At 51.4% G+C, this 18696-nt stretch carries 16 protein-coding genes; 6 read left to right on the top strand and 10 right to left on the bottom strand.

Annotated features, from left to right (window positions below; genetic code table 11):
• Positions 1-69 precede the first annotated feature (69 nt).
• From BUA40_RS03420 to BUA40_RS03410, 3 genes are all read left to right on the top strand, one after another.
• On the top strand, positions 70-1311 hold the full coding sequence (locus BUA40_RS03420) for a glycoside hydrolase family 9 protein (protein ID WP_083585247.1): 1242 nt from the start codon (positions 70-72) through the stop codon (positions 1309-1311).
• Positions 1312-1435: 124 nt separating this feature from the next.
• A complete protein-coding gene (locus BUA40_RS03415; protein WP_255369188.1) occupies positions 1436-4636 on the top strand; it encodes a glycoside hydrolase family 9 protein in 3201 nt (1066 codons plus the stop codon).
• A gap of 48 nt (positions 4637-4684) precedes the next feature.
• Positions 4685-5317 (top strand): bifunctional 4-hydroxy-2-oxoglutarate aldolase/2-dehydro-3-deoxy-phosphogluconate aldolase, encoded by a 633-nt coding sequence (locus tag BUA40_RS03410; RefSeq protein WP_072798341.1) that lies wholly within the window; start codon positions 4685-4687, stop codon positions 5315-5317.
• Between the two features lie 126 nt (positions 5318-5443).
• Here BUA40_RS03410 and BUA40_RS03405 read toward each other — a convergent pair whose 3' ends face one another.
• Positions 5444-6307, bottom strand: a complete 864-nt coding sequence (locus BUA40_RS03405) for a GGDEF domain-containing response regulator (RefSeq protein ID WP_072798339.1) — start codon at positions 6305-6307, stop codon at positions 5444-5446.
• 79 nt (positions 6308-6386) lie between these two features.
• A complete protein-coding gene (locus BUA40_RS03400) occupies positions 6387-7223 on the bottom strand; it encodes a menaquinone biosynthetic enzyme MqnA/MqnD family protein (protein WP_072798336.1) in 837 nt (278 codons plus the stop codon).
• Between the two features lie 85 nt (positions 7224-7308).
• On the opposite strand from BUA40_RS03400, the gene BUA40_RS03395 reads away from it, so the two are divergent.
• A complete protein-coding gene (locus tag BUA40_RS03395; RefSeq protein ID WP_072798334.1) occupies positions 7309-7599 on the top strand; it encodes a hypothetical protein in 291 nt (96 codons plus the stop codon).
• Positions 7600-7634: 35 nt separating this feature from the next.
• The gene (locus BUA40_RS03390) at positions 7635-8708 is read left to right on the top strand and encodes a glycoside hydrolase family 5 protein (RefSeq protein WP_072798332.1); all 1074 of its coding nucleotides are present in this window, start codon (positions 7635-7637) and stop codon (positions 8706-8708) included.
• A gap of 141 nt (positions 8709-8849) precedes the next feature.
• Here the strand turns inward: BUA40_RS03390 and BUA40_RS03385 are convergent, their stop codons facing one another.
• From BUA40_RS03385 to lptC, 8 genes are all read right to left on the bottom strand, one after another.
• Positions 8850-9320, bottom strand: coding sequence for a TraR/DksA family transcriptional regulator (locus BUA40_RS03385; protein ID WP_072798329.1), 471 nt, complete (start codon positions 9318-9320; stop codon positions 8850-8852).
• 84 nt (positions 9321-9404) lie between these two features.
• Positions 9405-10322: an MlaD family protein gene (locus tag BUA40_RS03380; protein WP_072798327.1), complete on the bottom strand. Its 918-nt coding sequence runs from the start codon at positions 10320-10322 to the stop codon at positions 9405-9407.
• Positions 10315-11346, bottom strand: a complete 1032-nt coding sequence (hprK, locus tag BUA40_RS03375) for an HPr(Ser) kinase/phosphatase (protein WP_072798324.1) — start codon at positions 11344-11346, stop codon at positions 10315-10317. The genes BUA40_RS03380 and hprK overlap by 8 nt, the downstream gene beginning before the upstream one ends.
• A gap of 12 nt (positions 11347-11358) precedes the next feature.
• On the bottom strand, positions 11359-11676 hold the full coding sequence (hpf, locus tag BUA40_RS03370) for a ribosome hibernation-promoting factor, HPF/YfiA family (protein WP_072798321.1): 318 nt from the start codon (positions 11674-11676) through the stop codon (positions 11359-11361).
• A 175-nt stretch (positions 11677-11851) separates the two neighbouring features.
• Positions 11852-13477: an RNA polymerase factor sigma-54 gene (rpoN, locus tag BUA40_RS03365; RefSeq protein WP_072798319.1), complete on the bottom strand. Its 1626-nt coding sequence runs from the start codon at positions 13475-13477 to the stop codon at positions 11852-11854.
• Positions 13478-13485: 8 nt separating this feature from the next.
• Entirely contained in the window at positions 13486-14223 is a 738-nt protein-coding gene (lptB, locus tag BUA40_RS03360) for an LPS export ABC transporter ATP-binding protein (RefSeq protein ID WP_072798316.1), read from the bottom strand.
• Between the two features lie 18 nt (positions 14224-14241).
• Positions 14242-15558 carry a hypothetical protein gene (locus BUA40_RS03355; protein WP_072798314.1) on the bottom strand — a complete coding sequence of 439 codons (1317 nt, stop codon included), beginning with the start codon at positions 15556-15558 and terminating at the stop codon, positions 14242-14244.
• Complete coding sequence (gene lptC / locus BUA40_RS03350; RefSeq protein WP_255369187.1) at positions 15558-16406, bottom strand: LPS export ABC transporter periplasmic protein LptC; 849 nt, start codon at positions 16404-16406, stop codon at positions 15558-15560. Before lptC ends, BUA40_RS03355 begins: the two co-directional genes overlap by 1 nt.
• A 39-nt stretch (positions 16407-16445) precedes the next feature.
• On the opposite strand from lptC, the gene BUA40_RS03345 reads away from it, so the two are divergent.
• The gene (locus BUA40_RS03345) at positions 16446-18515 is read left to right on the top strand and encodes an LTA synthase family protein (RefSeq protein ID WP_143149680.1); all 2070 of its coding nucleotides are present in this window, start codon (positions 16446-16448) and stop codon (positions 18513-18515) included.
• Positions 18516-18696: the final 181 nt, after the last annotated feature.

Here is an 18696-nt window from a genome sequence, read left to right as displayed (position 1 = left end):
GTCATATTTTAGAAAACCTTGCAATATTTTCACAGGGTAGAAATCAGTTTTTCCCAATAGTTATGCGGGCTGGGCGGGATTTTAAGGGACGACTACCTATTCGGCTTAAATCCCTGGGACATTTCCTTTGTATACGGCGTAGGCGACAAAAATGACGCTCACCCGCACCACAGGGCATCTAATCCTGAAGGAAAGAATATGCCCGGTCTGAGCTACAAATATAACGTTCCTACCGGTGGCCTGGTTGGATGGCAATCCCCTGCCAATACTTCAAAAAATGATGATGATAAAATGAGTTGGGAAAACTTCTATACTTCTGAAGTTACTCTTAACGCCGCAGCACTTTTGACATCTGCACTGACTTTTGTAAGCAACGGCGGCAGCGACTACTATGAAAAGAAGTGCGAAAACTGTGACACCACGGAATTCAGCCCCTTCTCTGGTGAGGTTTATGCAGCTGCATACCATTACACTTTCGGCGACATGGACTATTTCAACATCAATCTCTTCAACGAGACCCTTGAAGATGCCGACAGCGTTGTCGCCTACATTTACTTCGAAGCAACCGAAGAAGAAATGGAAGGTTGCGGAGCCATATTCACTCTAGATATTTGCCAAGCTTACGACATGGCCGGTTTCAACAATCCATGCGAAAACGATCGCGAAATCACAACCACATTGAGGAATCAACTCCCCCTGAAAATCGAAGATACTTACAACAAAGACAAAAAGACTTATACCTGGCAACAAGCCATCTATCTCGGAACCGTCCCCTACGGAAGAAGGATGAGACTTGACATTGGCGTGACTACTGGCTTAGCCGCAACCGGACATTGCGACGCCACCATGCAGCCCTCCAAGGTTAACGTGGCTGGTGGATGGAGCTTTACCGCCCACACCGCCACTAAGGATGCTCCCGCTTACGCAGGCGCCCCCGATTGGGACAAGGACCAGGGCGATCTCCAGCAAGCTCCGCAGGACCCCTACATCGTTCTCCGCAGCAAGGGCAAGCTCTTGTGGGGCTACGGTCCGGGCAATACCACCAGCGACCGCGTAGGCTTCGTGAAGAAGTTCAATGTCGCCAAGGCTCGCATGCAGGTGAACAAGAGCAAGCTCTATGTGCTAGCAAGTGCACAGGGCTCCAAGACAGTGAAGATCTTTGACATGCTTGGCAACCAGCTGATGGCACAGTCCTTCAACGGAACCCGCGCCGAAGTGAACCTCGCAAAACTTCCGCACCGCGGCGCCCTGATTGCAAGAGTCGTGCAAAACGGCAAGACGCTTGCAACCCAAAGCATTAAAATCAAGTAAACGCATTACATTCTATTGCACTTAAGACATGCCCGCTATTGTGCGGGCATGTCTTTTTTACACTGTACTTGAAAGGTAAACAGACTTTTCTTATAATTACCTTACGCCACTCTCGGAGGTATTTATGAGAAGGAATAGAAAATTGAAGCCCATTGCTATCGCCGCTTCCCTCGCCTTTTCGGCAACGGCTGCAATGGCCGCCACCACCCCCTACGACTTGATTCGCCCGACGTGGCCCCTGAGCTGGGATTCGACGGTGTTCAGCAAGTTCGATACGACTGTCACCAAGAAAACAGGTATGCTTCCGAAAGAGGCGACTCCCGCAAGCTTTAAGGCGGGGGCGATGATGCCCGACACCTTGGACCAGGCTTACTTTGACGCTATCAACACCAAGATTTCGCCGATCCGCGTGAACCAGGCGGGTTACCTCAAGAGCGATAAGCAGCGCCAGTTCTACTATGTAGGCTCCGCAACTGAATTCGAAGTCGTAGATGCCGACGGGAAGTCGCTCAGCACCAAGATAACTGGAACGTTCACCGCAACCGAAACGGCCACCAAGAGCGACTGGACCATTATTGCTGGTACAAATGCCGCTACAAACGACCGGAAGCGTTACAAGGTTGAAATCACCGGACCTGAAGGCAATATCTTTGTCGGCAAAATCCCGCAGAACGTACCTACCGAAAAGCGCCTGCGCATCAAGGTCGGTGACGAAATCTCTAGCACCTTCATTGTAAGCGACGACGTTTACACCATGGCAAAGGACGCCACGCTCAAGTTCTTCGGAATCCAGCGTAGTGGCAATTCCGAATCTTGGTTCCATGGCCCGAGCCACGTAAAGGACGGTGGCGGTCCGATTGTTTCTGACTTCGGAGATGACAGCAAAGCCTTTGACGAATCGCGTGCAGGCACTCTTGCAGGCGGCTGGTACGACTGCGGCGACCACCTGAAGGAATCGCAAACCATGGCGTACGCCTTCATGACTCTCGCCGTGATGTCTGCCACCAACCCCGCCAAGGACGTAGACCACTACGCCTACAACCAAGGTGAATTTGTCAAGACCGACGGTGTACCCGATGTTTTGCGCGAAGCCAAGCACGGTGCAGACTTCTTCTTGCGAGCGTACGAATTTGCCAAGGGCGTTATTGACGATATGCCCGTTTCCGTGGGTAACTTCGGCAGTGATCACGGCTGGTGGGGGCGCCCCGAAGCCCAAGATTATGTGAATGTTGAACATCGCGGAGGTCCTGCCGAACGTGACGTGCGCCTCGGCGAACTCGGCGCCAACATTTCCAGTGAAATTGCCGCGGGACTTGCAATTCTCTCCAAGGATTACGCCAAGTACGACAAGAAGTTTGCTGATAGTTGCTTGGTGGTTGCCGAAAAGATGTACGCCTTTGCCAAGGATTTGGCCCAAGGCAAGACTTTCAAGAACAACAAGGCTTTCTTCAATACTCCCGCATACAACGGCAACAATGAATTTGTCGATGACTTGGCACTTGCCTCGGTGGCGCTTCTGTACGCTACAGGCAAAAAAGATTACGCCGACGACATGATCCGCACGACGGAACTGTTCGCAAGTCAACAGATCCGTGACGGCGCAGGTTTCTTTGCTGGCGGTTGGTTCGCTACCGAAAACAGTGGCATGCTCAAAAACGTAAAGAACACCAGCTGGGCAAACGCCCATAGTTTCGCGCTGTACGCTTTGTACAAGTTAATTCTTGCCGACAAGACCAAGGCGACTACTGAATACGGCCTTACCGAAGAAGAACGCCTTAATGCCATCGAAGACTGCCTTGCCGACATGATTGTCAATCTTGGCGATGTAAGCGGCACAGGGACCGGTTCCATCGTTCTTCCCAAAGGAGACATCGGCTGGAAACAAAACACCGTCAGTTACGATCCCACCTGGTATGCCATGCAGACTGATCAAACATGGATTTTCAGCCGTTATCATGTCGGAAACATCTTTGAAGTTTTGGCCTATGCCGATGTCGCGGCCGATATCGAAAAGCAGGGCGTCACGCTCCCGGCTATGGCAAGTACGGGCCTCAAGGCAAGTGAAATGCGCCAGCTCGGCATCAACCAGCTGAACTACCTGTTGGGCGTAAACCCCTGGGATATTTCGTTCGTGTACGGCATTGGCGATAAGAACGAAGCCCACCCGCACCACAGGGCATCCAACCCCGAAGGCAGAAACACATCGGGCTTCAGTTACAAATACAACTGCCCTGTAGGAGGCCTTTTGGGCGGACTTCCGCCCTCCGCAGAAAACTCTTGGACCCCTAGTACGATAAGTTGGGAAGACTACCATTTCTCGGAGACTTGCCTCGACGCTTCGGCAACACTTCTTTCGGCCCTCACCATCGTCAGCAACGGCGGCAGCGACTACTACGAAAAGAAGTGCGATAACTGCAAATCTGGAAACGCCTCGCCTGTAATAGAAGACAAGGCCTACGTAGCGGCATTCCATTATACATCTGACAAAGAAACGGACACGATTAACATTCGCGTTTCTAACGAATCCTTGGAAAAGTTAGATAGCGTTGTCGCCTACATTTATTTTGACGCCACCGAAGAAGACATATCGAATTACGAAAGTTTGTACAAGGTCGACTCCTGCCGAACATATGATATAGCTGGTTTTAACAGGCCTTGTGCAGATAGTGTCGCTATCAGAAAACTCGGCAAGCCCCAAAAGATCGAAGATTCGTTCGATAAAGACAACAACACCTATTCTTGGGCACAGCCTATCTTCCTTGGCAATCTTGATGTGGCCAATCAAATTATGATTGAATTTATAGTCAACACAACCTCCAAGGTCAAAGTCATTGACGGCTGGAGCTTTATCTCTCACTACTCGGAGATGCTCCACGACTCAAAATCAAACATCGTCATCAATGCAGATTCTACAGATGCTATTTACACACCCAAATACGATGGGATTCCCCAATGGACCGCAGAGCAAGGCGAAATCCAAGTTGCTCCCAAGGACCCCTACATCGTTCTGCGCAGCAAGGGCAAGCTCGTATGGGGTTACGGCCCGGGTAAAACTACCGACGACCGCGTAGGCATCAAGAAGATTACTCAAGTCGCCAAGGCCCGCATGCAAGTAGGTAACAACAGGCTCTACGTGCTTACCAACACTGAAGGCACCAAGACTGTCAAAATCTTTGACATGCTCGGCAACCAGCTGATGGTCAAGACCTTCGACGGAACCCGCGCCGAAGTGAACCTCGCAAACCTTCCGCACCGCGGCGCCCTAATTGCAAGGGTCATGCAAAACGGCAAGGTCCTTGCAACCCAAAGCATCAAGGTGAAATAAATCTTACGGCGAGCTCCGGCTCGCCTTTTTATTATTAATTTTAAGGGCATGGAACTGCTAGAATTTTTAAAACCGATGCCGGTCGTGGGCATTCTCCGCGACATTCCCCGTGGTGCAGAAGAAGCTTGCGTCAACACCGCCGTCAAGTGCGGTCTCAAGGCGATCGAAGTCACCATGAATACCAAGGACGCCGAGGTGATTATCGCGGCAATCAAGGCTGCCGCCAAGCCGCACGGCATTGCCGTAGGTGCAGGCACAGTCCGCCACGGCAGCGATTTAGAGAAGGCCATTGCCGCAGGCGCCGAATTTATTGTAACGCCCAATACCCGCAACGAAATCATCCGCCTTTCGGCCACGGCCCGCATCCCGATTATTCCGGGTGCACTCACCCCGACCGAAGTGCAGAAGGCTTATGACCTGGGCGCCACCGCCGTGAAGATTTTCCCGGTGAACTGCGTAGGCGGCCCCGAATACATCAAGGCGCTGCGCGGGCCGTTCCGCGACATTCCACTGATGGCATGCGGCGGCGTGAACCCGGAGAACGCCGCAAGCTACTTGAAGGCCGGCGCAAATTTGCTTTCGTTCGGCGCAAGCATTTACGATCCGAAGCTGATGGCCGCAGGCGACTGGGCAACCATTGCCGAGCGCCTGAAGAAGCTGCTTGCATCGATAAAAGGCTGAAGCTGACCCTGAAACGATCCTGAAACAAGTTCAGGATGACGTTGTTCAGGGTGACTCGGACACAAGATTCAAATAACAAAAAAAATCCTGCTTTTAAGCAGGATTTTTTTTAGATCCTTCGAGCGTCTACTTCTTCCGCATTTCCTGTTTCATCTTGTACATGGAAACGTCGGCGCTGTGCAGCATGTCGTCGACTTCCTTGTAGTCTTCGCTGGAATGGGCAACGCCGTAAGCGAAGGACGCCTGCTTATCGACAATCTTGATTTCGGACACCACCTTTTCCATACGCTCGGCACAAACGAAGGCGCCCTTCACGTCGGTTTCGGGACAAATGACCATGAACTCGTCGCCACCCATTCTAAAGAGCTGGTCGGTTTCACGCAAAATGTCCTTGACAGCAGTCGCCACCGAACGCAAGAGCAAGTCACCTGCCTGGTGGCCGTACTGGTCGTTGGTCGCCTTAAGACCATTCAAGTCGAAATAAATGATGGCGAACTGGGTTCCGTAACGCTTGGAACGCGAGAACCATTCACGCAGCGAGAACATGCCGTGGCGGCGGTTGAAACAGCCCGTCATGTCGTCGGTCAAAGAAATATCTCGCAGGTTGCGCAGCGAACGGGCCAAACGGATATGCACATTCACACGAGCCAGCAAGATTTCGGCAATGGCGCTCTTGCTCACAAAGTCAGAAGCGCCCGCCTGGAATCCCTTGGTCACGCTATCGGAATCTTCGCGGTTCGTCAGGAATATCACCGGAAGGTCATCGAGAGCATGGCGCTGGCGAATACGCAAGCAGACATCGAAACCGTTCATGTTCGGCATATTGATATCCAGCAACACCAAATCCACCTGGTTTTCAGCCAAGAAATCCAAAGCGTCTTTTCCGGAACTGCAGCATTCAACACTATAACCGACACGAGCCAAAAGGTCCTTGGTTTTCTCCAAGATTTCGGCGTTATCGTCCACAATAAGGATTTTTTCTTCAACCATAGACCAACCTCACCTGTTAAAGGGCGATGTCTTTAAAATAACTTTGTTTTAAGGCAATGTCTATTTATTTTTTACTTTTTTATACTTCTTGCGAGGGAAACGCCAAAAACTCTAAATTCGGGGCAGTTTCAATTAAGCCGAGGGCCGCCGCATGTTCAAAAAACAGCGAAAGCGAGCGTTTTCGATCATCGGTAAAGCGGTAGTCAATCGCCGAATAGTAGTTTTCCACTACCGCACGGGGCAAGTCCACCGGATAATGGGCAAGCCACTTATCCAACGCCTTAGTAGGGTTTTCACGGAACTTTTCAACGCTATCGCGAGTGGCCTGCAGGTAACGGAACAAACTTTGTTCTAAATCTGGCTTAAGCGCGCTCTTCGCAACAATCCACGCCCCAAAAACGAAGGGGACCTGCTGCCAATCCTGCCACAAGGCACCCAAATCGTACCCGAAAGCAAAACGGTGGCGTTCATTTTCTTCGAGCGCCTGGTCGCCAATCAAAAGGCATGCGTCATCGGTCGCCTCGTAGGTTCCAGACTTGTATACCGGTTCAAGGCCAAAACGTTCTTGCAGCAGAATCTTCAACAAGTTAATAGACGTCATACTCTGTGCCGTAAGGCACACCGTCTTGTGCGACAATTCTTCGATAGGGACCTTGGAGAAAAGTTTTACCGAGCGGACCTCGAACGAACACGAGGTACAAATATCAGGAGCAAGCACAAAGGCTCCCGGCTTCTGCGCAAACGTAATCGACGACGCCGGAGACAAATGGATAGAACCATTTTTTAGTCCTGCACAATGCGCACTCGGCGCCCCGTCCACAAATTCCACATCGCCAAATTCGGACTCTCGTCCAAGGAAGTCATGAAAAAACGGCGCACAGACCAAAAAAGGGATTCGACCAACTCGTAAAGCCATATAAAAAAGTTAATTTTTCGCCACGACCTGCAACAAGGTCAAAAAATAAAATAACCAAAAAATAACCGAAAATGGCTAAGGTATAATGGCTGTATTTCATGTAAAGAAGACATCGCTCGGCGACGACCAGACGTCTCTGGTGTTCAAGGGCAAGATTGTTGAAGGTCCCATCAGCAAGGGCATGACAGTAGAAATCCCCGTCACACAAGAGGCGGTGGTAAGAATGAAGATTTTTGATGTCGTCCTGTTCGAAAAGCAGAAGGACGAATCCAAGAAGGTTGGACTGGTAGTTGATTTCAAGGATCTTCCCGATGACATGGAAGTCATCATGAGCTTGAACATTGCCGAAGAAGACCTTACGATTGTAAACGAATAAGGCAATCCAGCCTTATCGCACACAGGGATGATACAATGACCAATGAAAGACTGCGGGGAGTGAATTTGGGCGGATGGTTCAGTCAGGTGGACTGCATCCAGGAAAAAGATCCCGTAGGGTTTCCCGGGATCATTGAACACATCAAGACCTTCCTCGGCGATAGCGATTTCAAGCGCATCCGCGGTGCGGGGTTCAACCACGTACGTCTGCCGGTAGACTACTTTAACCTGTTCGACGAAGGAACGATCAAGCCTAAAGAAGAAATTTTCGCTCTGCTGGACAAGGCCATCAAGGACATTCTGGCAAATGACCTGTACGTGATTCTTGACCTGCACAAGTGCCCGGGCCACGACTTTCACCTCGGCTCTTACCAGGAGCAGCCATTCTTTGTAAGTGCCGATGCCCGCAAGGACACCGCAAAAGTCTGGTCGTTCATGGCCGAACGTTACAGCAGCGAACCGCGCGTGATGATGGAGCTCCTGAACGAGCCCGCTGCGGCCGACTCCCTGGTTTGGGACAAAGTAAAAGACGAAATTTTCTGGGCAATCCGCAAGCACGCTCCCAAGAACACGATTGTGGTCGGCAGCAACAAGTGGAACAGCGCCCACGAATTCAAGTACCTGACCCCGATGGACGACGACAACGCCATCTACAGCTTTCATACCTACACCCCGGTGACATTCACGCACCAGGGGGCCGCCTGGATCAACGATCCGTTCTTTAAAATTGAACGCCCGTGGCCAGGCGACTACGCCGCTCCCGAGGCCGGTGCTACCACCCGCCTCAACGTGGAATTCGGCAAATGGGACAAGGCCCGTCTGCAAGAAAGCATCCAGAACGCACTCGACTTCCGCGCAAAGTACGACCTGCCCGTCGCCTGCAACGAATTCGGCGTGTACGTTCAGGTGCCCCGTAAGTACCAACTCGCCTGGATGCACGACTTCATGGAAATCCTCCGCGATGCAGACGTCGGCTACAGCTACTGGAACTACAAGAACCTCGACTTCGGCATTGTATCGAAGGGCGAATCGCTCCACAACAGCCTGAAGCAGTACGACAATCCGGACCGCCTCGATAACGAGCTGATGGAACTGCTCGCGAAGGGCTAGTGAGGTCGCCCAGCTCTGAGGTGTGAGCACGGCACTAACGTGCCTGCGAGAATAAAAAAAGCCCCCTTAAGGGGGCTTTAAATTTTTCCATACCTCGTTACTCAAAGCTCATTGCTCAGAGCACCGCAGGTGCGTCCTCTATTACTTTCCGGCGGCGCGCTTCTGCATTTCGCGGCGCTGGGCTTCGGCAAGCATACGGGCCATTTCAAGACGGCTGTCTTCCTTTTCCTTGCGCTTGGTTTCTTCCTTGCAGTTCACGCACTTGGTGGCCGTAGGCACGGCAATCAGGCGGGCCTTGGGAATCAGTTCGCCGCACACCTTGCAAATACCGAAGGTACCCTTCTTGATGCGCTTGAGGGCTTCTTCCAGATACACCAGATACTTGCCTTCGCGGGCAGCCAAGGAGAAGTTCGTTTCGAGAGCGTTATAGTCGGTTGCCAGGTCAGCACTGTTGGATTCACCACCTTCGCCTGCCTGTGCCTGATTCTTGAACGTTTCGGTCTTGTCAAAGTCGGTCTGCGCCGTAACAATCTGTCTACGCTTTTCAATCAACATATCCTCAAAGAACTTGAGGTCTGCATCGCTCATTTTTACAGGTTTCTTTTCAGCCATGGTTTTCTCCTTGGTTGCGATTAAACTCGTTTGTACCAATAATGTGATAAATAACTTTTTTTTCGGAAAAGGGGTAAACTTTTTTTAAAAAATATCCACATTAATGTCTAAGCCGTTCTTTTTGATGTCAGAAAGCAAGGCATCCACATCTTTAAGCAGCTTATCCAGTCCCTTGTTTAAGGGCGAAGCCTGGTCAATCACCATCCCCGCCGTGTTGTCTCCCTCCAGCAGCTTAGCCAAAACCGTATTGGACCGGTCCTTCAACTTCTTGACGGTTTCCAGCAATTCGCGGGTGCGCGCTATCAATGCATTCAATTCCTTGATTCTGGATTCCCCAGTGTTGGCGATAGATTCCAGGGCTCCCTGCGCATTCTCCAGGCTGTGGTCGCATTTATCCAGAAGAGCGTCCACCTCGGCTTTCCAGGCGTTTACGTTCACCTTGGTCTTGCGGACCACGGTGTTCGCCTTCTTGGAAACTCGATCCAGTTGCGCACCGGCCTGACCATTCGAGAGGGAATCCATGACCGAGCGGGCAGAATCCCTCAATTCGCCCAAATCGGCCAGAATGGCTCCGACCTTCTTGCCGAAACCGGCCATGCCCTGGTCGAAACGTCCGATCAGTGTATCGCCCTCATGGACCAGTTCCTGGGAATCACCCGTCAAAATGCAAATTTCGCGTTCGCCCATCAGGCCCGCGGTAATCAGGCGGAATTCCGAGTTCCTCGGAACCTTCGTTTCAGCCAGAACCCGAACCGTCACATAGACGGCCTCGTCCGTCAGTTCCACCTTGGTAATTTCGCCACGCTTAATGCCACGCACCTTGACCAGGTTACCCGGAGAAAGGGTACCCACGGCATCGAATGACACTACAAAACTAAAGCGTTCATGATAAGGACTAGCCGGATGGAAAAAGAACCATGCCGCAGAACAGGACGCCACGAGAATGACGAACACGACAAACGGCAACAGGTTCTCTTTGATCAGCCTCGAAAACTTATTCATAGTAAGACCAATTTTGATTGTCGAAATCTAATAAATCATCGACATACTCACCCTTGGCCTTGGCCTTAATCTTTTGCATTAGGGACTCATTAAAGTCCTGAGCCACGTTTTGACCGCTATATTTCATCAAAGTATTCATGGCAATGACCTCGGAAATCACGGTCAGGTTCTTACCGGGGGCCACAGGAATGACGACTTTGGGGATTTTTATACCCATCACCTCTTCTTCCTGCTCATTGAGCCCGGTGCGGTCGTAACCACCGTCGCGGTGCCACTGTTGCAGTTCCACGATGGTTTCGATCTTTTTCACCTTACGGATGGCGTGGATACCGAACATGGCGCGGATATCGAGGATACCCACTCCGCGGATTTCCATGTGGTGCTTGATCAGCGGGTCCGGACGTCCGATAATGGAGCGTCCCACGTTACTGATATGGACCACGTCGTCGGCCACCATGCGGTGTCCACTTTCCACGAGGTCGAGCACGCATTCCGACTTGCCCACGTTGCTGTCGCCCACATAGAGCATACCCACACCGTAAACGTCCACAAGGCTGCCATGGATAATGGCATGGGGCGCAAAGAATTCTTCCAAGATACGCTGGGCGATCTTGTTGAATTCGTAGGTATGGAGCGTGGTCGAGAACAGCGGGATGTTCAAGCGGTCACACATGGCCTTGAGTTCGGGGTGCGGCATCTGCGAATGCGTCACCACCCACATCGGGGCCTTGAATACAGATAAATTCTCAAAAACTTTTGCGCGACCCTCGGGACCGATCGATTCCAGATAGTTCCATTCCGTGTGGCCTACCACCTGGATCTGCTGGGAACTATAAACCTTGGTGTAGCCCGCCATGGCAAGGCCCGGTCTGTGAATACCACTTTCGGCAATAGGGGCGTCAAGGCTCGATTCCGGAGAATGACAAGCCATTTGCAAGTCTTTGCCGTAACGCAAAAAAAAGTCCCGCACCAAGAGACGTTCTCGGTGCAGGATCTTGATGTCTTTTAATCTTGACTCAGCCACGATATCATCCGGTTATACAACTTCAGACATCGGCTGGGCACGATGGTCGTTCTGCTTGTCGTTGGCCTTCTTGAGCTGCACCTTGATGCGTTCAAGGGTCACATCTACAGCCTTGCCCATGTTTTCTTCGTCGGCAGAGGCCACCACTTGAGAACCGGTAATATTCACAGTAATTTCACAATGGCGCTGGTGTTCAACTTCATGGTCAAGGATAACGGAGGCACTGGTGATATTCGGGTAGAATCGAGCTAATTTATCCATTTCTTCTTGAATACGATCCTGGAGTCCGGCAGAAGCATTAAAGTGACGAGCAGAGAACTGAATATCCATAATATTAACCTCCTTAAAAAGGGTTCTTATTTATTTGCGGAGCTTTTTGCTCCACGTCTAGAGTATATACATCTTTTTTTGTTCAAAAACAAAGGGTTTTTCAAAAATTTTCAAAAAAACTTATTCCAAATTGGAATATTTAGTACAAAAGTGGCCTTTTTAGGCAAAAAAAGGCCTAAACGAGCTTTTTGCGCTTGCTGGCGGGCAACAAATGAAGCTCTTCTTCGCGGTATTTTGCTACCGTTCGACGCGCCACCTTGATACCCTGTTCCATCAGTTTGTCTGCAATGGCCTGGTCCGAAAGAGGCTTTTTCTTGTCTTCTTCGTCCACGAGTTTCTTGATGGCATCCAGGATGGTTGCCGAGCTGAGTTCGGCGGCATCCGGAGAAGAATCCTGCTTGACGCCCGAAGTAAAGAACTGCTTGAGTTCGAATATGCCGTAAGGCGTATCGACGTACTTGCCGTTGACCGAGCGGTTCACGGTACTCACGTCGCGCTTGATGTCATCGGCAATGTCCTGCTGCACCATGGGCTTCAGGAATGCAGGGCCCTTGGTGAAGAAATCCTTCTGGCGCTTGAAAATCGCACGCATCACGAGTTCCATGGTCGTGTAGCGGTTATCGAGCGCCTTGATAAATTCCACTGCCTTGAACAAATGAGTGCGTACGTAATCCTTGTCGGACTTGGAAGCTCTCTTGTCGTCGAGAATGGCCTTGTAGGTCTGATTCACGCGGAGTCTTTTCTGTACCGAGGAACGCACCGATTCCACTTCCATACGGCCATGCTTGTCGACCACCTTGAGGTCGGCGGCAATGGTCTGCACGCGGGAATTGGACAGCTGGAAACCCGGATGGGGATTCAACTTTGCAAAGCTTGCGACTGCTCGCTGCACATCTTCGGTAGAAACACCTAAAGCCTTACCAATTTTAGCATAACGTAACGCCAGCAAGTCGTCGTAGCATTTTTCAAGAATCTTGATGCCGAGCGGCGGAAAATTCGGGAGACCGTAAGCCTGAATCAAAAAGCATTCGCGCTGGTTGCGGGCACCGATTCCGCGCGGATTGAAGCCCTGCAGCACATGAACCGCTTCGCGTACCGGCAAGGAACATTCCTCCAGGGGAATTTCATTGCGGAGCATGGATTCGATTTCGTTGATGTAAGGGTCTTCGGACAGGCGCAAGGGCGTCTCTTCGAGAGTCGCTTCTTGCAAGAAGCCGTTCTCGTCCAGCGAATCGATCAGGTACTCCACCAAGGAGCGGAATTTCGGTTCGGAGCAATTGCTTTGGGCCAGTTGATCAAGCTGTTCACGGGTACCCGACCAAAGCGAAAGCTGGTCGCGCAGCTGATCCTGAAGGCTCTTGCCGTGATCTTTAATGGGACGGTCCCATTCGTCGTCAGCATCGCCACCCACATTCAAATCCTTGAAGGGGGCGTCTTCGTTCATGGAGCCGTCTTTCAGGTACTGCTCGTAATTGATATCGTCACCGCCATCTAGAAGGCGGCTGTCGCCCATGGCGCTGTCTTCGAGGCTGGAATAGTCGCCCGAATCGTAGTCGTCGAAGTCATCCTTGGCTTCGCGCAATTCTGCACCGGAATCCGGAAGTTCGTCTTCGTGAACTTCGCGTTCCTCCATAGGCGCGGCTTCATCCAATTCCAGAAGCGGATTGCTTTCAAGTTCTTCTTTGATAGCGGTATCGAGCTCCAGGGAATTCTTTTGCAGAATGGTGACAAACTGCCTTAACTGGGGCGAGAGATTCTGCTCCAGACGCTGGTTTGTGCCAAGTTGAATTCCAAGATCCACGTTACCCCCTACCCTAGGCTGAAACTATCGCCAAGGTAAATGCGGCGGGCTTCGGGGTCGTTAGCGAGGTATTCCGAAGAACCTTCGGTAAGCACCTGGCTCTTGTACATAATGTAGGCGCGATCCGTAATCGAAAGGGTTTCACGCACGTTGTGGTCCGTAATCAAGATACCCATGCCGCGATCCTTGAGACCCGAAATAATGGACTGGATGTCGGCCACCGCAATGGGGTCGATACCTGCGAAAGGTTCGTCCAGCAAAAGGAACGACGGATCGCTGGCAAGGGCGCGAGCAATTTCCAAGCGGCGGCGTTCACCACCCGAGCAGCTCATGGACTTGGTTTTGCGAATGTGCGTAATCTTAAATTCTTCAAGCAATTCTTCGAGGCGGCGCTTGCGTTCGGAACGCTTCATGCCCTGTGTTTCAAGAATCGCCATGATGTTGTCTTCGACGCTGAGCTTACGGAAAATCGAAGCTTCCTGGGGCAGGTAGCCGATGCCCAAGCGAGCGCGCTTGTACATGGGCTTGTCAGTCATTTCGATGTCATCGAGAAAAATGTGACCCGACTCCGGACGCACCATACCCACAATCATATAGAACGAAGTTGTCTTGCCAGCACCGTTAGGGCCCAGGAGTCCGACAATTTCGCCCTGGGACACACGGATGGACACGTCGCTCACCACTTGGCGACCGCCATAAACCTTTCTCAGGTGTTCCGTGCGTATGGTACTCACTAAATTTTTCATATACCTTCCAAACCCAATTTACAAATCTTTCGGCGGGGTGACAGCCTTTTCACGGATTTTCCTCATCATTTCTAATTTGGATTTCACCGTTTTCGCATCTTTATTATCGCTTGATTCTTTATTTTTGTCAAGCTCTTTTTCGGCAGCCTTTTCGGAAGCCTTGGCCGCCTCGGCTTCTCTCTTGAGGCGTTCCGTCTTTTCCATGTCGATATAGCGACCGCTTGCCATGGCTGCAGCCCCTAAAAGTTTCAAGGACTTCACCGCATTCTTCTGGGCATCGAACAAGATATGGATGGTGTCGCCGGTCGCCTCGTTCTTGCCCGAAACGGAGCGATCCTTTTTCACGTAGAAATAGGTGCTCTGGGCCTTGCCCGACACCACCGCCTTGTCCATCTTTCCTTGATTGAAATACAGGTCTAGGCGGTCGCCATCCATCAAGTTGCGGTAATCTTTAAGATCGGTTTCGTAGAAGAATCCGCGGGCATTCAGGTTCACGTACAGGCGTTCGATTTTTTCGTTGCTGAATTCCGCATATAGCGTATCGCCAAAAGCTTCGGTCACACTGCCGGGGGCGTTCTTCTTGGGTTCTTCTTGCTGAACACCGTGGGCATTGCGAATCACCAATGCAGACTTCAGAGACTTGCCCGTAGAATCCAGCACCAGGAAAATGGAATCCCCCGTCAGGTGGTAATTCTTGAGGTCGCAGGTGGGGTGTCCCTTCATTGAAAGCCAGTTATTCTTGCGGTCGAAAAAGCCCGTATCGCAAGTGACGACCATATCGTTCTGCGTCACCTTCACCTCGTCGAAAGCTTGAGCAAAAGCGTCCTTCTTGTTATAAACAATGCGCTTGGCCGAAATCGTCACCGTGTCGATTTTTCCACTTTTCTGCTTTTCGAACTGGTAAAGCTTTGGCTTTTGCGGCATCGTGAGAATTTCTCTTTCACGGTCATATTCCAAATAATCGCCTGTAAAGAGGTACGAAGCCGCCGAGTCGCCGGCATACACATCGCCCGAAGCCGTTGCGATAGCAGACTTTTTCTGGTACAAACCATTTTGCGCCTTAATGTAGCCCGACGGGTGCGTGAACAGGAATCCGCCGCTGCACTGCACACTTTCGGCATCCTTATGCCAGAAGGCACGCTGGGTGCGGAACTGGATACTGTCGTGAATGAAATGCACTCGCCCTTGCAGCAAGAGCGTTCCGCGCTTGCGGGCGACAGCAAGGCTGTCGGCATGTTTCATGATCAAGGGCGAGGACTGCGCAGCGGCACTCGTCGCCAGAAGCGCGACCAGGAGCAACGGCAAAAGCCACAGTTTGAACAGCGACGAATTCATTATTCGTCCCTCTGCTTTGCTCTGGCGCGATTCCCCTTGTTTCTGATTTTCGACAGGAATCCTCGATCCACTTTAGACGGAGAAGGCTGTTCTGTTGCAGCGGAATCGTTCGCCGATTTTGCGGCAGGCTTTGTCGCGGGCATTGCAGCGGTTGCTGCCGTATTCGTAACTTTCTGCGAGTTTACAGCAACCGAAGACGAACTGGGTTGCAGCACCACTGCCGAAGACGTCGGAGTCGCTGCAGCCTGGGCGCTATCGCGAGATTCAATTTCTTTCGCTTGGGACTTGTCTTCTTCTTTAAGGCGGCGGGCGGCATCCTGGAAAATGCCCGTCACACTAGAAAGAATGCGCCAGTTGTCCATGTGGGCGTCGCTTTCAAAGCCGCGGCCTTGCAGCACATCGCCTTCTTCGCTCACCACGCGCACATAGCTTTCCGTTTTGACTAGGTTGTCCTTCTTGTTCCAAATCAAGGAGTCCGAACGCACCGAGGCTCCCTTGGGCGTAAGGGCGTAAACATGGCCATAGGCATACACGTAGGTGAACTTCAAATCCATGCGGCCGGAATCGGCGCGCAAGAAGGCAGTGCGTTCTCCAAGGGAATCATAAATATCAACCAGCACCGGGCGCACAAATACGACTTCCTTGTCGCTCCAGCGTTCCAAATAGGCCGTCTTGAGTTTCCAAGCCAACACACCCTTGTCGTAACTGTCCATGAGGGTGGTGTCGGTAAAGAGCATTTCGGGGCGTTCTACCTGCAACCAGGGCTTTTCTTCTTCAATTTCTTCGCAAGCGGTCACAACGAGACCGATCAGCAATAAAGGTATCAACGCCCACTTTTGAAGAATCATAGGCCAAATATACATAATTTGATTTTCTATTTTAATCACATGAAACTTACTATTCTCGGCTTTTTGAAGAAAGTGGCGGCAAGCGTTGCCCCGTTCCAGAAACTTGTGCTGATTTCGCTCGCAGCATGGCTTACCCACATTGTTTTACGCGTGTTGCTTTTGTTCCGCAGCAATCCCTACGGATTCCCCTTCGTTTCTAAGCCGGACTGGTTCATTTTCCATGCCGTGTGCATTGACTTTATGTGGATTGTGAACGCCTTGGTGGTGTTCCTGATTTTGGGAGGCATCGTTTACCAACTCGCCTCTAGCAAGGAATCTGCAAAAGCCGTTGTCACAAAACTTGTAACGATCCTTTACGCCGTCTTCCATACCGCGATTTTACTTTTGACGCTTCTGGATAACGAAACCCAGCGATTCCTGGGCGGCCACCTGACTTTTGGACTTGTGGATACTTACAAGGACACGTCTTCGATTATCGTGTTCTATGACTACGTGGCAAACGACCTGTCCGTACCGTACTTGCAATTCGTGGTACTGGCACTGATGTTGCCGTTGACTTATGTCGTTTACAGGCTGTTCTGCAAATGGTACCAACCGAACGACGGATTCTATGTGAAGAAATCCGTGATTGCCATGGTCATCTTCTACATCGCCTCTTACCTATTTGTTTACTTTATATGGACAGGAAACGCACGCATGACGAAGCTCCGTCCGGTTGTATCACTGATTTACAACGACCTGTTCGTGGCAAAGAAAGCCGTTGGCCTTACAGATGCTGACCTCGGAACTTACCGTACCGCCTACCAGAACTTGTGGCAAAAAATCGAAGGCGATTCCGACTGGACCTTTGCGGACAGCGACGCGGGCAATCACCTGCCGCTTTACCGTGTGCCGAGTGCCGAGCTCCTGAACAGCGAAAAGCTCAAGGCCCAGCGCGAAATGCAACCCAACTTTATATTGGTGCTCATGGAATCGCAGCGCGGTCGCAACACGGGTTACATGAACCCGCAAATTCAGCCCACGCCAACCCCGTTCATGGATTCGCTCGCCGCCCATTCCCACGTGTGGATGCGTATGCACACCAGCGGCGTTCCGACGACCGGTGGCGTACTTTCAACCCACATCGGCATTCCGCATCACTCTCGCTTGGCTCAGGCAACAGACCTTGCCCACGTAACGCTTCCGAGTTTTGTTTCTGTCCTGACCGAAAACGGCTACAGCACCCATTACATGTCTGCCGCCGATCCTGCCTGGGACAATCTGGGCGTATGGATGTCCAAGTGGTACACGCAGCAGCATTACAGCCGCGAACGCGAAGACGATTCCACATTCATCGATAACGCGATTGAATACGTTCGCGACACTCTTTCCAAGGAGGGCAAGCCCTTCCTCGCTACCCTCATGACGCGTTCGAATCACTACCCGTTCAACTTTGCCGCGAGCATGACCGACGAAGAGAAGAATCGTCCGTTGCAGGAACGCATCAACGTGACGATGAATTATGCCGATAGGCAAATCGCCCGATTCTTCCGCGCCGTCGAAAACGAAAAATGGTACAAGAACACCTACGTGATTATTATGGCCGACCACGGATTCCCTCTGGGTGAAAACGGCGTTTCGACGATGAACGGCGGCGGTTTTTCGAACGTGAGCTGGATTCCGTTCTTTATTCACGGAAAGGGACTTGACGCTGTACGCGATACGACAACCGCCGCGCAAATTGATATTGCGCCCACCGTGCTGGAACTCGCCGGTTTTGCAGTCCCCAACATTTTCATGGGACACAACTTGCTGCGCGGAAACGTAACGAAGGCCGACACAGTCGCAAACGATTCTGTTGCTGCTGATTCTACTATTTCTGTTGTCGAGGCAAAAGAAATCGCAGGTCTCTCGCTCGGTGCCTATTCTGGTTATGCAGCCATCGGGCTTGACGGTTACCGCTTTATCGCGAAGTACCCCGCTCAGGATGAAACGCATATTTTCGCTGACAGCGACCTGCGCCAGGAAAACGAACTTACCGGCAAGTTGCAAAATGAAGAAGGTCGCCTCTCAGCGACCCTCGACACATTGCTCAAGATTTCGGACTACTCGCTCGAACGCGGTCTTTAAATGCCGATGCTGAACCAAGTTCAGCATGACAAACGGCATGACAAGCTGATGCTGACCTGCGTCAGCATGACAAGCCGAAGCTAGAAGCGAGCAGAACGACGCCGCAGGACCGAAGCTGTACAATTTAACTACAGTCAAAGTCAGAAGCGAGTATAGCAAGGCCGCAGACCCCGAAGCCGTA

The organism is Fibrobacter sp. UWT2 (genome assembly GCF_900142545.1).
In the GTDB taxonomy this organism is placed as follows: Bacteria; Fibrobacterota; Fibrobacteria; order Fibrobacterales; family Fibrobacteraceae; genus Fibrobacter.
Note: the sequence above shows the minus strand (reverse complement) of the source record. Positions and strands in the feature narration are given on the sequence as shown.

Coding starts and splice junctions, on each gene's coding strand:
- BUA40_RS03410 (WP_072798341.1), top strand. CDS start 4,685: ATGGAACTGCTAGAATTTTTAAAACCGATGCCGGTCGTGGGCATTCTC.
- BUA40_RS03355 (WP_072798314.1), bottom strand. CDS start 15,558: ATGAATTCGTCGCTGTTCAAACTGTGGCTTTTGCCGTTGCTCCTGGTC.
- hpf (WP_072798321.1), bottom strand. CDS start 11,676: ATGGATATTCAGTTCTCTGCTCGTCACTTTAATGCTTCTGCCGGACTC.
- BUA40_RS03345 (WP_143149680.1), top strand. CDS start 16,446: ATGAAACTTACTATTCTCGGCTTTTTGAAGAAAGTGGCGGCAAGCGTT.
- BUA40_RS03405 (WP_072798339.1), bottom strand. CDS start 6,307: ATGGTTGAAGAAAAAATCCTTATTGTGGACGATAACGCCGAAATCTTG.
- BUA40_RS03395 (WP_072798334.1), top strand. CDS start 7,309: ATGGCTGTATTTCATGTAAAGAAGACATCGCTCGGCGACGACCAGACG.
- BUA40_RS03415 (WP_255369188.1), top strand. CDS start 1,436: ATGAGAAGGAATAGAAAATTGAAGCCCATTGCTATCGCCGCTTCCCTC.
- BUA40_RS03385 (WP_072798329.1), bottom strand. CDS start 9,320: ATGGCTGAAAAGAAACCTGTAAAAATGAGCGATGCAGACCTCAAGTTC.
- BUA40_RS03390 (WP_072798332.1), top strand. CDS start 7,635: ATGACCAATGAAAGACTGCGGGGAGTGAATTTGGGCGGATGGTTCAGT.
- lptB (WP_072798316.1), bottom strand. CDS start 14,223: ATGAAAAATTTAGTGAGTACCATACGCACGGAACACCTGAGAAAGGTT.
- BUA40_RS03380 (WP_072798327.1), bottom strand. CDS start 10,322: ATGAATAAGTTTTCGAGGCTGATCAAAGAGAACCTGTTGCCGTTTGTC.
- BUA40_RS03400 (WP_072798336.1), bottom strand. CDS start 7,223: ATGGCTTTACGAGTTGGTCGAATCCCTTTTTTGGTCTGTGCGCCGTTT.
- lptC (WP_255369187.1), bottom strand. CDS start 16,406: ATGATTCTTCAAAAGTGGGCGTTGATACCTTTATTGCTGATCGGTCTC.